The sequence below is a fragment of the Pantoea sp. CTOTU50773 genome (assembly GCF_032082325.1).
In the GTDB taxonomy this organism is placed as follows: Bacteria; Pseudomonadota; Gammaproteobacteria; order Enterobacterales; family Enterobacteriaceae; genus Pantoea; species Pantoea communis.
In genome coordinates this window covers 46,608-60,298 of sequence record NZ_DAMDQC010000008.1, presented here as the reverse complement: position 1 = coordinate 60,298, position 13,691 = coordinate 46,608, and the positions used below count along the sequence as shown (strand labels likewise).

At 55.5% G+C, this 13,691-nt stretch carries 14 protein-coding genes and 1 pseudogene; 11 read left to right on the top strand and 4 right to left on the bottom strand.

Going from position 1 to position 13,691, the window contains the following annotated elements; all coding sequences use genetic code 11:
- Both RT340_RS02595 and RT340_RS02590 read left to right on the top strand, forming a co-directional pair.
- Nucleotides 1–220 (top strand): annotated as a pseudogene (locus tag RT340_RS02595) (N-acetylglucosamine-6-phosphate deacetylase); the annotation flags it as partial.
- Nucleotides 221–374: 154 nt separating this feature from the next.
- Entirely contained in the window at nt 375–1,910 is a 1,536-nt protein-coding gene (locus RT340_RS02590) for an FAD-dependent oxidoreductase (RefSeq protein ID WP_313373888.1), read from the top strand.
- 66 nt (nt 1,911–1,976) lie between these two features.
- On the opposite strand, the gene proC is transcribed toward RT340_RS02590, so the two are convergent.
- The gene (proC, locus tag RT340_RS02585) at nt 1,977–2,789 is read right to left on the bottom strand and encodes a pyrroline-5-carboxylate reductase (RefSeq protein ID WP_034830503.1); all 813 of its coding nucleotides are present in this window, start codon (nt 2,787–2,789) and stop codon (nt 1,977–1,979) included.
- A 141-nt stretch (nt 2,790–2,930) separates the two neighbouring features.
- Between proC and RT340_RS02580 the strand changes: the two genes are divergently transcribed.
- Entirely contained in the window at nt 2,931–3,374 is a 444-nt protein-coding gene (locus RT340_RS02580) for a YaiI/YqxD family protein (RefSeq protein WP_034830508.1), read from the top strand.
- Here the strand turns inward: RT340_RS02580 and RT340_RS02575 are convergent, their stop codons facing one another.
- On the bottom strand, nt 3,375–4,079 hold the full coding sequence (locus tag RT340_RS02575) for a DUF2076 domain-containing protein (RefSeq protein ID WP_058961466.1): 705 nt from the start codon (nt 4,077–4,079) through the stop codon (nt 3,375–3,377). It abuts the gene before it with no gap.
- Between the two features lie 286 nt (nt 4,080–4,365).
- Between RT340_RS02575 and aroL the strand changes: the two genes are divergently transcribed.
- The 7 genes from aroL (at nt 4,366) to ppnP (ending at nt 9,983) form a co-directional block, all read left to right on the top strand.
- Nucleotides 4,366–4,890, top strand: a complete 525-nt coding sequence (gene aroL / locus RT340_RS02570) for a shikimate kinase AroL (RefSeq protein ID WP_097117520.1) — start codon at nt 4,366–4,368, stop codon at nt 4,888–4,890.
- Nucleotides 4,891–5,001: 111 nt separating this feature from the next.
- Nucleotides 5,002–5,193, top strand: a complete 192-nt coding sequence (locus tag RT340_RS02565) for a YaiA family protein (RefSeq protein WP_034830514.1) — start codon at nt 5,002–5,004, stop codon at nt 5,191–5,193.
- Between the two features lie 290 nt (nt 5,194–5,483).
- Nucleotides 5,484–6,236: an IclR family transcriptional regulator gene (locus RT340_RS02560; protein ID WP_034830515.1), complete on the top strand. Its 753-nt coding sequence runs from the start codon at nt 5,484–5,486 to the stop codon at nt 6,234–6,236.
- A gap of 170 nt (nt 6,237–6,406) precedes the next feature.
- The gene (locus tag RT340_RS02555) at nt 6,407–7,966 is read left to right on the top strand and encodes an OPT/YSL family transporter (RefSeq protein ID WP_058961463.1); all 1,560 of its coding nucleotides are present in this window, start codon (nt 6,407–6,409) and stop codon (nt 7,964–7,966) included.
- A 15-nt stretch (nt 7,967–7,981) separates the two neighbouring features.
- Nucleotides 7,982–8,914 (top strand): DUF1177 domain-containing protein, encoded by a 933-nt coding sequence (locus tag RT340_RS02550; protein WP_313373881.1) that lies wholly within the window; start codon nt 7,982–7,984, stop codon nt 8,912–8,914.
- 2 nt (nt 8,915–8,916) lie between these two features.
- Nucleotides 8,917–9,594, top strand: coding sequence for an AroM family protein (locus RT340_RS02545; RefSeq protein WP_313373891.1), 678 nt, complete (start codon nt 8,917–8,919; stop codon nt 9,592–9,594).
- Between the two features lie 104 nt (nt 9,595–9,698).
- A complete protein-coding gene (gene ppnP / locus RT340_RS02540) occupies nt 9,699–9,983 on the top strand; it encodes a pyrimidine/purine nucleoside phosphorylase (protein WP_034830521.1) in 285 nt (94 codons plus the stop codon).
- Nucleotides 9,984–10,088: 105 nt separating this feature from the next.
- Here the strand turns inward: ppnP and rdgC are convergent, their stop codons facing one another.
- Nucleotides 10,089–11,000: a recombination-associated protein RdgC gene (gene rdgC / locus RT340_RS02535; RefSeq protein ID WP_034830523.1), complete on the bottom strand. Its 912-nt coding sequence runs from the start codon at nt 10,998–11,000 to the stop codon at nt 10,089–10,091.
- A 145-nt stretch (nt 11,001–11,145) separates the two neighbouring features.
- Here rdgC and mak point away from each other — a divergent pair, with 145 nt between their 5' ends.
- Nucleotides 11,146–12,057 carry a fructokinase gene (gene mak, locus RT340_RS02530; RefSeq protein WP_058961461.1) on the top strand — a complete coding sequence of 304 codons (912 nt, stop codon included), beginning with the start codon at nt 11,146–11,148 and terminating at the stop codon, nt 12,055–12,057.
- Nucleotides 12,058–12,122: 65 nt separating this feature from the next.
- On the opposite strand, the gene eat is transcribed toward mak, so the two are convergent.
- The gene (gene eat / locus RT340_RS02525; RefSeq protein ID WP_034830527.1) at nt 12,123–13,487 is read right to left on the bottom strand and encodes an ethanolamine permease; all 1,365 of its coding nucleotides are present in this window, start codon (nt 13,485–13,487) and stop codon (nt 12,123–12,125) included.
- Nucleotides 13,488–13,691 lie beyond the last annotated feature (204 nt).

Genomic DNA, 13,691 nt, shown 5'->3' with positions numbered 1-13,691 from the left:
CGTCAATTTTCTGCTGCGGCAACAATTAGCCTCTTTGCAGCAGGCGATTGAGATGGCATCGATTCGTCCGGCACGGCAGTTAGATTTGCCACAGCAGCATGGGTTGGCACCCGGTGCGCCGGCGGATGTGTTGTTGCTGAAACCCCAGCCAGATGGGGGCGTGGCGTTATTCGCCTGTCTCAAACAGGGCAAAAAGGTGTGGCAAGCCGCCTCAGCCTGAAGCGCGATTTTATTTTCCTCGCTAACGGTGTGATAAGTAATAGCTTATCCGCCGTTACGCTTTGTTTCTTCAGCGAAATTCTCCTGCTTTGCCAGGCTTACTGTTTGTAGGGATTTAATGTCGTCAAATCCAATAACAACGCAGGAGGCTAATCGTGAGCTATCAATCTGTCGTGGAACTCAAGTCGCTGGCGCAGCACAAACCCACCAAATTCACCGTGGGTGATATCGATATGGTACTGGTTCGCGATGGCGAACGGGTGCAGGCGTTGCAGGCAAAGTGCCCCCATGCGGGAGCGCCGTTAGAGCAGGGTGCAATTTGCGGCGACAAGCTGGTGTGTCCGTGGCACAAGGCGGTATTTCAACTGCGCGATGGCAAGATGTGTGAGCCGCTGGCATTGGCCAACCTCAAACGCTATCCGGTGCGTGTTGAACAGGGCAAGGTGCTGGTGAATCCACAAGCGATGACACCCGCCAGTGCGCCCGCCGCTCAGGGCGAATCACCGGTGTGCGTGATTTTAGGTTCCGGAGCCGCAGGCAGTGCGGCGATCTGGACGCTCCGCGATGAAGGTTTCAGCGGGCGCATTGTGCTGGTGGAGCGCGAATCCGCCGCCCCTTACGATCGCACCGCGCTGAGCAAGTTTGTGCCTTCGGGAAAAATGGCGATTGAGGATGTGCCTAAACTCCTTAAGCCGGATATGCTGGGTTCGCTACAGCGTATTCAGGGCGAGGTCGCGCAACTCAAGGCGCAGGATCAGACGTTGATTCTTGCTGATGGTCAGACAGTGAAATTTGACCAGCTAATTATTGCCAGCGGCGGCGTGCCGCAGCCTCTTAACATCCCCGGTAAGGATTTGCAGGGTGTGCATCTGTTACGTTCGCTAAATCAGGCGGATGAACTGCTCAAACAGGTGGATCAAACAGAGCAGCTGGTGATCATCGGCAATAGTTTTATCGGTATGGAGATGGCGGGTGCACTGCGCAATCGTGATGTGGATGTCACGGTGATTGCCCGCCATCCATTGCCGTTTGCTAAGCAGTTTGGTGAAGAGATTGGACGCTATTTTCACGATCTGCACCGCAGCAATGGGGTGAAATTTGTTGAGGGTGAGCCGGAAGCGCTGGAAGGGAAAGAACAGGTGCAAGCGGTGCGTCTGAAAGGGGGAAAATCGGTGCCAGCAAGTCAGGTGCTGTTTGCCACTGGCGTGAAACCGGCGACGGATTTCATCCATGATTTGCCACTGCAGGACGATGGCAGCCTGCTCGCCGACGGGCAGCTACGCGTTGCTGACAATATCTGGGTCGCGGGCGATATCGCCAGTTATCTCACGCCGCGTGGCCCGCAGCGTATTGAGCATTATCGTGTGGCGCAGCAGCAGGGGCGAATCGCGGCTCTCAATATACTGGGCAAAGGTATGATGTATGATCGCGTGCCGTTTTTCTGGACCGCACACTACGGTACGCGCTACGAATATCTGGGCCATGCTGAAGAGTGGGACGACTACCGACTGCTGGGATCGCTTCAGGACAAAAGTTTTATCGCCTTTTACTGTCGTCAGGGCATCATCGCGGCGGTGTGTTCAGCAGGGATGTACACGCTGACAGCGGCGCTGGTGGAAACCATGCAGCAACCGATGACGCTGGCGCAAGGGCTGGCGCTGTTTGAAGCGTATCAGGGGCAGGGCGCGTAAAGAGGGCTGCACAACATTGGACGGATTCAGGTGCGCAGGCATGCGCACCTGATTAAACCGGGTAGGTTACTGCTTACTTAATGCTTCGGACTTGGCCATGCACTGCTGCATCGCGTTGATCACCGCCGCGCGGAAGCCTTTCTCTTCCAGCACTTTCACCGCTTCGATGGTGGTACCGCCGGGTGAGCACACCATATCTTTCAATTCGCCAGGATGTTTGCCGGTTTCCAGCACCATCTGCGCGGAACCTTTCACCGCCTGTGCCGCGAACTGATAGGCCTGCGCACGCGGCATGCCGCCGAGCACGGCAGCATCTGCCATTGCTTCGATAAACATAAATACGTAGGCCGGAGCCGAACCACTCACACCGACCACGGCATGAATCAGATATTCATTCACCACCGCCGCTTTGCCGAAGCTCTCGAAGATGCCAACCACTTCGTCGACTTCATGCGGTTCCACCAGTACGTTAGGGGTAATCGAAGTCATGCCTTCGTTCACCAGCGACGGCGTATTCGGCATCACGCGGATGATTTTGCGGTCGTGCCCCAGCACGGCAGCCAGTGAATCGAGGGTGACGCCTGCGGCGATCGACACCACCAGCGAATCCTTCTTCAATTGACCCGCGAGATCTTTCAGCACTTTGAGAATCACATTCGGTTTCACGGCACCAAACAGGATATCGACTTCACGTGCCAGACTCTCTGGGCTTTCAGCCGCTGTCACGCCATATTGCTCTGCCATCGCCTGATTGGTGGCCGGTTTGCGGTCGCAAACCCAGATGTTAGCCGGGGCAATCAGCCCGCTGTTGACCAGTCCGCTGATAATGGCCTTCGCCATATTGCCGCAGCCGATAAACCCGATTTTCTTCTCCAGCATCGCTCTATCCTTTAAGTGTTCATTTTCTCGTGCGAGTTAGCTTACGACAGCTGTGCTGAATAACAAGCCGCGTAAAAATATTTGCCATTCTGCCGCAAGCGGGCAAGATCGCTTGCAATTCTGTAGGAAAAAGGAAAACACATGTCGATTTGGGTTGATGCCGATGCCTGCCCCAATGTCATCAAAGAAGTGCTGTACCGAGCCGCCGAACGCGCCAAAATCACCGTGACTTTCGTGGCGAATCAGCCGCTGCGCGTACCGCCATCACCGTGGCTGAAAACGCTGCAGGTCGCGGCGGGATTTGATGTGGCTGATAACGAGATTGTGAAGCGTGTGCAGCCGGGCGAGCTGGTGATCACCGGGGATATTCCCTTAGCGGCAGAAGTGCTGGAGAAGGGCGCTGCGGCGTTGAATCCGCGCGGCGAGCGCTACTCACCGGATACCATTCGTCAGCGTCTGACCATGCGTGATTTTATGGAAACAATGCGAGCGAGTGGCGTGCAAAGTGGCGGCCCGTCGGCGCTAAACCAACGTGACCGCCAGCTGTTTGCTAACGAATTGGATAAGTGGTTACGCCAGCGCTAATCAGACGAAGCTGTCATCGTCGTCGTAGTCGCCGCCACCAAAGTCACTGAAGTCGTTGTTATCCGCAAAGCTGTTGTTATCCCAGCTGGCGTTGTCGTTCAGGAAGGCATTGTTGCTGTCATTACCGTTAAAGGTATCGAGGCTGTTATCCACCTGCGGCAGCGCCGGTTCGTTGATGATATTCACAATCTCTTCCGGCTGAGAATGATGGAACATGCTGGTGAGCATATCGGCCATCACCACGCCCCCGGCCACACCTACAGCTGTCTGTAATGCACCACCGAGGAAACCCGTGCCGCGCGCAGGCGGAGCCGCATATTGCTGTTGGGGCTGCGCGTATTGCTGCTGAGGCTGCTGCGGCGCGCTGCCCCACACTGGCTGTTGCTGCTGCGGTGCAGACTGGCGAGAACCGCCGCCAAACAGACTCGACAGGAAACCACCGCTGCTTTGCTGCGGTGCTTGCTGTTGTTGTTGCTGAGCCTGTGCCAGGCGATTCTCCAGGTCGGCCACCTGAGCGTTGAGTTTTTTCAGCGCTGCTTCCTGAATCAGGATTGCCTGTGACATGTAATAAGGCGCACCAGGCTGGCTCTGCAAGTGCTGTTTAATCAGCTGTTCGGCACCGGCATCACGCGGTCCGCTCTGGGTTTCAGCCTGTTTCAGTCGGCTAAAGAGATTATCAATTAACTGTTGTTCTTCATTCTGCATGGTGTGAACCTCCAATGATTCGTACCTTCTTATATGTGGTCAACGTGACAGAAAGTAAATCAATGGCCTGGTAAGGAAATGTTGCCCGTGCTTACAAATAGGTTGATGCACGAAATACGCATCATTTTATCTTTATTAATCATGTTGATAGTGAATTCATGGCCGTAAATACGCGTAAATCGTGCTTCGCGGGTGGCTGATAAAATAAAATCCAGGTATCATGCGACGCAATATTGACCTGATGACCTTGCCCGTGCGGCATAAATACGGCGGAGGATGAGCCCGGATGTCATTACCCATCTATCTGATCGGCGCACGCGGTTGCGGTAAAACCACTATCGGCCAGGCCCTTTCTCAGGCGCTTGGTTATGCCTTTAGCGATACCGATCATAACCTGCAGCTCACGACGCAGCGCACCGTGGCGGAAATCGTCGCGGCTGAAGGCTGGGACAGCTTCCGTGCGCGCGAAACTGAATCGCTGCGGGCGGTCACAGCGCCGGCAACGGTGATTGCCACCGGCGGCGGGATGGTGTTGGCTGAGGTGAATCGTCGCTTTATGCGCGAACATGGGCAGGTGATTTGGTTAAATGCCCCGTCAACGGTACTGGCCGATCGTCTTGAACGTCAGCCCGAAGCCGCACAGCGCCCGACGCTAACCGGTCGTCCGATTGGCGAGGAGATGAGCGATATTCTGCGCGAGCGCGCGCATCTTTACCGCCAGACCGCGCACCATGAAGTGAATGCCATGCAGGCGCCAGAACAGGTTGTTGATCAAATTCTGCAATCCCTCTCGCTCGCCCGCGCCAGCTAACCCCTTCAGATTTATCCCTCTTTTTTCTCGCGATCCTCCATTGTCTATACTTTATTAGAGACAGGGGGATCGCCGCTGTCTGTGTGGAAACCAGACATAAGAGGGAAATCTATGCCAACCAAACCACCGTACCCGCGAGAAGCGCGCATCGTTGCCGTTGAGAAAGGCGCGGCAGGCAATACTGTGACGTGGTATGAGTTACGCGCTGACCATCCGAAGCCCGATTCACTGATCAGTGAGCACAAAACTGAAGCCGAAGCGCAGGATGCCAAAGCGCGTTATGAAGACGCGGATAAAGAGTAAATCTCGCGGGCAGGGACGCCTGTTAATCAGTGATTACTTTCCGTGGCTAAACAGTTATTTTCAACTGCCTTAAAATGACTAATATGCCCGCCAGAACCGCCATCCTTTTCTGCTGTTATTCCTGCTTGCCTGATGACGTCACTTTATTTTCAGTTTGCGCCGTATTTTATGCTGCGTTAAATCGACGCAAATATAGCCGGTTCAAAATTTGCGCTTGACCCGATCAGCAGAGCGAATTACTTTCACTGTATTGATATAGGAACTCAGTTCCACATAGTGAAACCGACGCCATGACCACACTCGAAAACGCCGCTGCCGTACTTAAGCTTTTCCAGCGCTTTGGCGTGACGCAGGGCCATCCGGGCCTGACCTTCACCGAGGTGGTTGACGCGTTGGGATTGCCGAAAAGTACCGTTTCTCGCCTGCTGGCGACCATGGAAAGTGAAGGATTGCTTGAGCGTGATCCCGATAGTCGCTGTTTCCAGATTGGTCGTGTGTTGCTTTCAGTTGCGGGGCACTACTTATCAACGCCGTTGGTTGATAGTGCTTCTGCGCCGATGGCGCAGTTGGCGGCCAGCAGTGGTTGTATGGGGTACATCTCCGTGCTGGATGGGCAAGACGTTCTGGTGATGCGCATGTATCACGGCCGTTTTTTCACCCAACTCGTCACGCCGCCAGGTACGCGTGTTTCCCTTTCCGGTACCTCTACCGGGCGCGTGCTGCTGGCACAATTGAGTGATGACGAAGTGCGTGCGCGTTTTGCCGATGACTGGCAAGCCGCATCCGCAAACTCGCCTCTGAACATTGATGCACTCTGTAAAGAATTAGCGGTGATTCGCCAGCAGGGCTGGGCACTGGCACGCAATGAGACGTTGCCGGGCATCAGCTCACTGGCGGTGGCGGTCACCAATAAACATCGCGGCGAAAGTGCCGCACTGTGTCTCTCGTTTCTCTCGCAAGAAGCGGCCCCGGGTTATCCGGACGCGCTGCTCAGCGAACTGCGCGCAACGGCTGCATTGATGGCCGAGAAATACGGCGCATAACCTTATTTTCGATTTAAAGGCGTTTATTCGCGCCACACCAGGGAAATAGCAGGTCTTCGGACCTGCCTATTTCAAAAATCAGGGAACGATTTATTAAAAGCGTTGATGTCCCGCGTGTCGGGCATAAAACGTATTACGCGTTTTCTACAGGGTGAAAATACGGGGATAATATGCGTCAACATAATCCAATAAAAAGTATCGGCGTGGGCTTAATGCTGGTTCTGCTGTCTGTAGCAGGTGCCATCATCGGGGTTCAGCTGATTACCACCATTGGGGTGACACCCAATACCTCTATTATCGGTGCGCTGTTTGCCATGTTGCTGGCGCGCATTCCTCTGCAATGGTTCCGTCGTTATCGCTCCATCGAAGTACAGAACCTTGCGCAAACCGCCATCTCTTCTGCCACCTTTGGTGCGGCGAACAGTCTGCTGATGCCGATTGCCGTGCCGTGGGCGCTGGGTGAACCGCAGCTGGTACTGCCGCTGTTTGTCGGTGTCAGTGCGGCGATGCTGCTGGATGCCTATCTGCTATACCGCCTGTTCGATACCCGCGTGTTCCCGGCCAGCAATGCGTGGCCACCGGGCGTGGCAGCCGCGGAAGCGATCAAAGCCGGCGATAAAGGCGGCCGTCAGGCGTGGTTGCTGGTGGTGGGTATTGTCGGCGGCATTGCCGGTTCGATGTTGAAAATCCCCATGTCAGCCTTCGGTACTGCTTTTATTGGCAATATCTGGGCGCTGAGCATGTTGGGTATTGGTTTTCTGTTGCGTGCTTATGCGCAACCGGTTGCTGGTATCGATATCAATGCGTTGTATATCCCACACGGCATGATGGTCGGCGCAGGATTGGTGGCGCTGATTCAGGTCGTGCAGGTGATTGTCAGCCGTCGCAACGATCAGCTGAATGTCAGCCGCAGCGACAGCGAAGTGAAGCGTTCTCTCGGCTTCGGCACCGTTGGCTACATCATCATCTCCACGCTGCTGGCACTGGCGGGCGGTTTGTGGAGCCAGATGGGCTTGCCGATGCTGGTGCTGTTTATCGTGTATGCCGCGTTTGCTGCCTTCGTGCATGAATTGATTGTCGGCATCGCCGCGATGCACTCAGGCTGGTTCCCGGCCTTTGCCGTAGCGCTGATAACCCTGATCCTCGGTATTTTGCTCGGCTTCCCGCCGCTGGCGCTCTGTCTGTTGTGTGGCTTCACCGCCGCAACAGGACCGGCCTTTGCCGATATGGGCTACGACCTGAAAGCCGGCTTTATCCTGCGCGGTAACGGTGCCGATCTACAGCAAGAGCTGTGGGGCCGCCGTATCCAGTTAATCGCCGCGATGATCGCCTTTGTGATCTGTATTCCAGTGGTGTGGTACGCACACAACCTGTTCTTCGCCGAAAACCTGCTGCCACCAGTGGCACGCGTTTACGCCAAAACCATTCAGGCCGGTGCCGAGCCAGGCATTGCCGGAAGCTTGCTGATGTGGGCGATTCCGGGTGCGATTATTCAGTTTATCGGTGGGCCGAAGCGTCAGTTAGGCGTATTGCTGGCGACCGGTTTGTTAATCAACAACGCCGCAGCAGGTTGGGCGGTGATGGTGGGGATCGCACTGCGTATCCTGATCATTCGAGTGTGGGGCGAGCGTGGACGTTCACCGATGGAGGTGATGGCCGCAGGGTTTATTGCGGGCGACGCGCTGTACAGCTTCTTCCATTCTCTTTTTGCCAGTAGCACCAAGAAATAACCCAGGGAATTCAATATGAGTTTACAGCAGACACTGCAGGTTTTTGAGTTACTCGATAGCGCCTACGTGGATGGCCAGCAGGTGGTGGATCTTTTTGCCGGCTACCCAGGCGTGACCGCCAGCTTCAAGCGCGTCACCGGCCCGAAAGGGCGTACTGATTTCGTGCGCATTGATATTCCTGGTGCGCAGGGCAAGAGCAAAGGCGGCACCGCACCCACGCTGGGCATTGTCGGTCGTTTAGGCGGCATCGGTGCGCGTCCAACGCGTATCGGTATGGTGTCGGATGCAGATGGCGCAGTGGCGGCGGTGAGCAGTGCGCTGAAGCTGGCACAGATGCAGACCAAAGGCGATGTGCTGGCGGGTGACGTGATTATCACTACTCACATCTGCCCGGATGCGCCAACCCGTCCGCATGAGCCGGTGGATTTCATGGACTCGCCATGCGATGACATCACCATGAATGACAACGAAGTGATCGACGGCGTGGACGCGATTCTCTCCATCGATACCACCAAAGGTAACCGTATCCTGAATCATAAAGGCTACGCGATCTCGCCGACAGTGAAAGAGGGTTACATCCTGCGCGTATCAGAAGATCTGCTGCGCATTATGGAGATGACCAGCGGTCTTCCTGCTGTGACCTTCCCGATCACTACGCAGGACATCACGCCATATGGCAACGGTGTGTATCATCTTAACAGCATCCTGCAGCCGTCAACCGCCACCGATGTGCCAGTGGTTGGTGTAGCGATTTGCGCGGAATCGGTCGTGCCAGGTTGCGGCACCGGTGCCAGCCATGAAGTGGATATCGCGGCGACCGTGAAGTTTGCGGTGGAAGTGGCGAAAGAGTTTGGCCGTGAAACCTGTCAGTTCTATGACAAACAAGAGTACGCATTACTACACTCTTTGTATGGTAGTCTCAGTCACCTGCGTACGCGGAAAGCTTAATGATGAAACAGTCCCTGGTTACCTTAACGATTGGTCAATCCCCGCGTAGCGATATTCTGCCGCTGCTGCAGGATCACTTACCGGAAGAGCAAGTCGCTCACGCCGGATTACTCGACGGCCTGACACTCGCTGAGGTGGAGCAGTTCTTCTCGCCTGAAGCGGGTGAGAAAGTGCTGGTTTCGCGTATGACCACCGGCGAGCAGGTGCGCCTGTCGGGGCCAAAAGTTGAGCAGGGACTGCAACGCAAGATTACGGCGCTGGAACAGCAGGGCTACGATACGATTTTGCTGCTGTGCACCGGTGAATTTGGCACGCTGAAAACCGAAAAGGCGCTGTTGCTGGAGCCGGACCGCATTATCCCACCGTTGGTCAAGGCCATCGTGCAGGAACATAAAGTGGGGATTGTCGTGCCGGTAGAAGAGCAGATCGCTGAGCAGGCCAGTAAATGGCGGAATCTGAACAGCGCGCCATGCTTTGCCGTCGCCAGCCCTTATCTGGCACAGCAGAATGATTTGATCGAGGCGGGCCTGTCGCTGCAAGAGCAGGGGGCAGATGTGGTGGTGCTCGACTGTATTGGCTATCACCAGAAGCACCGGGATTTCCTGCAGAAAATGCTGGGCATTCCGGTACTGTTATCCAACGTGCTGGTGGCGAAGTTAGCGTCAGAGTTGATCGTCTGACTGAGGCCGATCACAAGTCGCGATCTGTATTGCTTTTTCGCGTGACAGATCAGCGAGTTCCCTTGTAATCTGCCAGACACCATAATGTGCTGTGAGGAAGTAACATGCTCAACGTAAGTGAGTATTTCGACGGAAAAGTGAAATCCATTGGTTTCGACAGCGTAACCATTGGCCGTGCCAGCGTTGGCGTGATGGCAGAAGGTGAGTACACCTTCGGTACAGGACAGCCGGAAGAGATGACGGTCGTGAGTGGCGCACTGAAAGTGCTGCTGCCAGGTGAAACCGAGTGGAAATGGTACGAAGCCGGTTCGGTTTTCAACGTGCCGGGCCACAGCGAATTCCACTTGCAGGTGGCTGAGCCAACGTCTTATCTCTGCCGCTATCTGTAAACGCGGACTTTCAGCATGAGTCATCATTAAACCGGGAATGCTTTTAGCATTCCCGGTTTCTTTTTGGCTTCAGCGTAGCCAGGTGGGGGGTAAACGATTCAGGCTTCAGCGCTTGGCTTCGCCGCCTAACGCTTCCACCAGATTACTGATCAACGCGGCCAGTTCGCCGGTCATCAGGGTGAAATCGGCATCAAAACGCTGGGCAAAATCATCGCGGTCGATGTCGTCATTCTGCTCACGCAACGTGTCGCTGAACTTCAGACGCTTGATCGAGGCATCGTCGGCAATCACCAGCTGAATACGCTCCTGCCAGTCCAGAGCCAGTTTGGTCACCACTTTGCCAGCTTCGATGTGGGTGGCGATCTCATCGGAGATCAGATCCTGTTTCTTACACCGGATCACGCCACCGTCTTCCAGAATCGCTTTCAGCTCTGCTTCATCCATCAGCGCGAAACCGGCCGGCAATTCACCAGAACGCACCCATTCGGTCAGCGTCAGCTCAATCGGGGTTTCCAGCGTTAGCGGCACCACCGGCAGCGAACCGATGCTTTTACGCAACAGCGCCAGGGTGTCTTCTGCTTTTTTAGCGCTGGCGCAATCGACAATGATCAGGTTGTTCACGGTGTCGATCCACATAAACGTCTGACTGAAACGGCTAAACGCGCGTGGCAGCAGGCTATGCAGCACTTCATCTTTAAGCGAGTCTTTCTCGGTCTTCTTCAGCTTGCGGCTCTGTTCCGCTTCCAGCTTGTCGATCTTCGCTTCCAGCGCCTGCTTCACCACCGGCGAAGGCAGGATCTTCTGCTCAGTGCGGGCGCAAATCACGATCTGGCCGTTGATTTCATGCGTCAGCGCTTCGCCGCGGTTGCCCATCGGTGACACCCAGCCGGTTTTCGCCATATCCTGGCTGCCGCACGGCGAAAACGTGAAGGCGTCGAGCTGTTTTTCCAGATCGTCTGCGGACAGCGGGATGTCACGATTCAGACGATAAACCATCATATTTTTAAACCACAACATCGGGATTCCTTACCGTGGGTGCGATCGGGCGCACAAGTCTCAAAGTCAGCGCGCATGATAGCGAAACATCGGATTGGTTTCATTGCCTTTCCCGATTCAGCCTTCTACTGTATCTGTCACCTGAACGAATAATGAGGAATAAATCGTGCGTATTGGGATTGATTTAGGCGGTACCAAGATTGAAGTGATTGCGCTCTCCGATCAGGGGCAAGAGCTGTTCCGTCACCGCGTCAATACCCCGCGCGATGACTATGCCGCCACAGTCCAGGCGATTGTGGATTTAGTGCTGCTGGCAGAGGAGAAAACCGGGGAAAAAGGCACGGTGGGCATTGGCATTCCCGGCACGATTTCGCCGTACACCCAGCGGGTAAAAAACGCCAACTCCACCTGGCTGAATGGACAGCCGCTGGACAAGGATTTGGCGCAGGCGCTGAATCGTGACGTGCGCATCGCCAATGACGCGAATTGTTTAGCGGTTTCCGAAGCGGTGGATGGTGCAGGCGCGGGTCAGCCGTTGGTGTTCGCGGTGATCATCGGCACCGGTTCGGGCGCGGGCGTGGCGATTGGCGGTGAATCGCGCATTGGCGGCAATGGTAATGCGGGCGAGTGGGGCCACAATCCTTTGCCGTGGATGGATGAAGATGAACTTCGCCATCGCGAAGAAGTACCTTGCTATTGCGGTTTGCAGGGCTGTATTGAAACCTTTGTATCGGGTACCGGCTTTGCCATCGATTATCAGCGTTTGAGCGGTAAAGCATTGAAGGGCGCAGAGATCATCAAACTGATTGAGCAGCAGGATCCGGTAGCAGAGCTGGCGATGAGCCGTTACGAAATGCGCTTAGCTAAGTCGCTGGCGCAGGTAGTGAATTTGCTCGATCCGGATGTGATCGTGCTGGGCGGCGGGATGAGTAATAACGATCGCCTGTATCAGACAGTGCCAGCCCTGATGAAGCAGTGGGTGTTTGGCCGCGAGTGCGAAACGCCAGTGCTGAAAGCGGTGCACGGCGATTCAAGCGGTGTGCGCGGTGCGGCATGGTTGTGGCCGCTGAAATCCTAGAAAAAAGGTCGCCTCAATAGCGACCTTTGGACAGGGGCGCAGTTTTGCGCCCTCTGGTCCCGCGATTACTCACCCATCAACATCGCATCCTGCGGCGCATTCTGACGCTGAGTTTTGGTCGCGAGGAAGTAAATATATCCCACCACCATAATCCCCACGAACAGGCCGCCAATCACCGGGTTGAACCACAGCATGGCAATCAGACACACCAGTGACAGCACCAGCGCGATACCGGGAATAATCGGATAACCCGGCGCGCGGAAGCTGCGTTCCATGTCGGGTGCGGTGCGGCGCAATTTGAACAGGCTCAGCATACTCATCAGGTACATCACGATGGCGCCAAATACTGCCATGGTGATCATCGCCGCCGTCAGCGTCATGCCCTGCAGGTTGATCAGACCATCACTGTAGATTGCCGCGATACCAATTACGCCACCGGCAATAATGGCGCGATGCGGCGTCTGGAAACGTGACAGTTTCGCCAGACCCTGCGGCAGATAACCGGCGCGCGCCAGGGCAAAGAATTGACGTGAATAGCCGAGGATAATGCCGTGGAAGCTGGCGACCAGTCCGAATAAGCCAATCCACACCAGCATATGCATCCAGTTTGAATGCTCGCCGACGATCATCTTCATCGCCTGCGGCAACGGATCGTTGATGTCAGACAGTTTACGCCAGTCGCCTGCGCCGCCCGCCAGCAGCATCACGCCAATCGCCAGTACCACCAGCGTCAGAATCCCGGTGATGTAAGCTTTGGGAATGGTGCGCTTCGGATCTTTGGCCTCTTCGGCGGCCATGGCGGCGCCTTCAATGGCGAGGAAGAACCAGATGGCAAAAGGAATAGCCGCGAAGATGCCGGAAAGGGCTGGCATACCGAAATGATCGCTTCCCGCCCAACCGTTAGCGGCAAAATTGGCGATACTGAAGCCCGGCGACACTACGCCCATAAACACCAGCAGTTCCAGCACCGCCAGCACCGTCACCACCAGTTCAAACATCGCCGCCAGCTTCACGCCGAGGATATTGAGGGTCATGAAAACCAGATAAGCGCCGACCGCAGCGGTTTTCGGGTTGAGATCCGGGTACTGCACGTTGAGATAAGCACCAATCGCCATGGCAATCGCCGGTGGGGCGAACACAAACTCAATCAACGTCGCCAGACCGGCAATCAAACCACCGGTTTCACCAAAGGCGCGGCGACTGTAAGCAAACGGGCCACCGGCGTGTGGAATGGCGGTGGTCAGTTCGGTAAAGCTAAAAATAAAGCAGGTGTACATGGTGGCGATCAGTGCGGTAGTGATCAGGAACCCCAACGTGCCCGCCACGCCCCAGCCATAACTCCAGCCAAAATACTCCCCGGAAATTACCAGTCCAACCGCGATACCCCACAAATGCAGAGTGCCCAGCGTGGGTTTGAGCTTACTCGTCATAATCGTCTCCCCGTCGTGATTGTTGTGCGGCGGCTGCACCGCGCTGTTTTGTTCTATGCACTACAGTGAAGTGATAATGCCGCCGCCTGCAGCGGGAAAACTTGACGCAGGCGCAGTGAGTTTTGTCCTCCACGGTCAACTCTGAGGCAAGAAAAGTGCCAGATGTACGCTGCGGTCAACTTTGGGTTATCTGCGGTCAAGCAG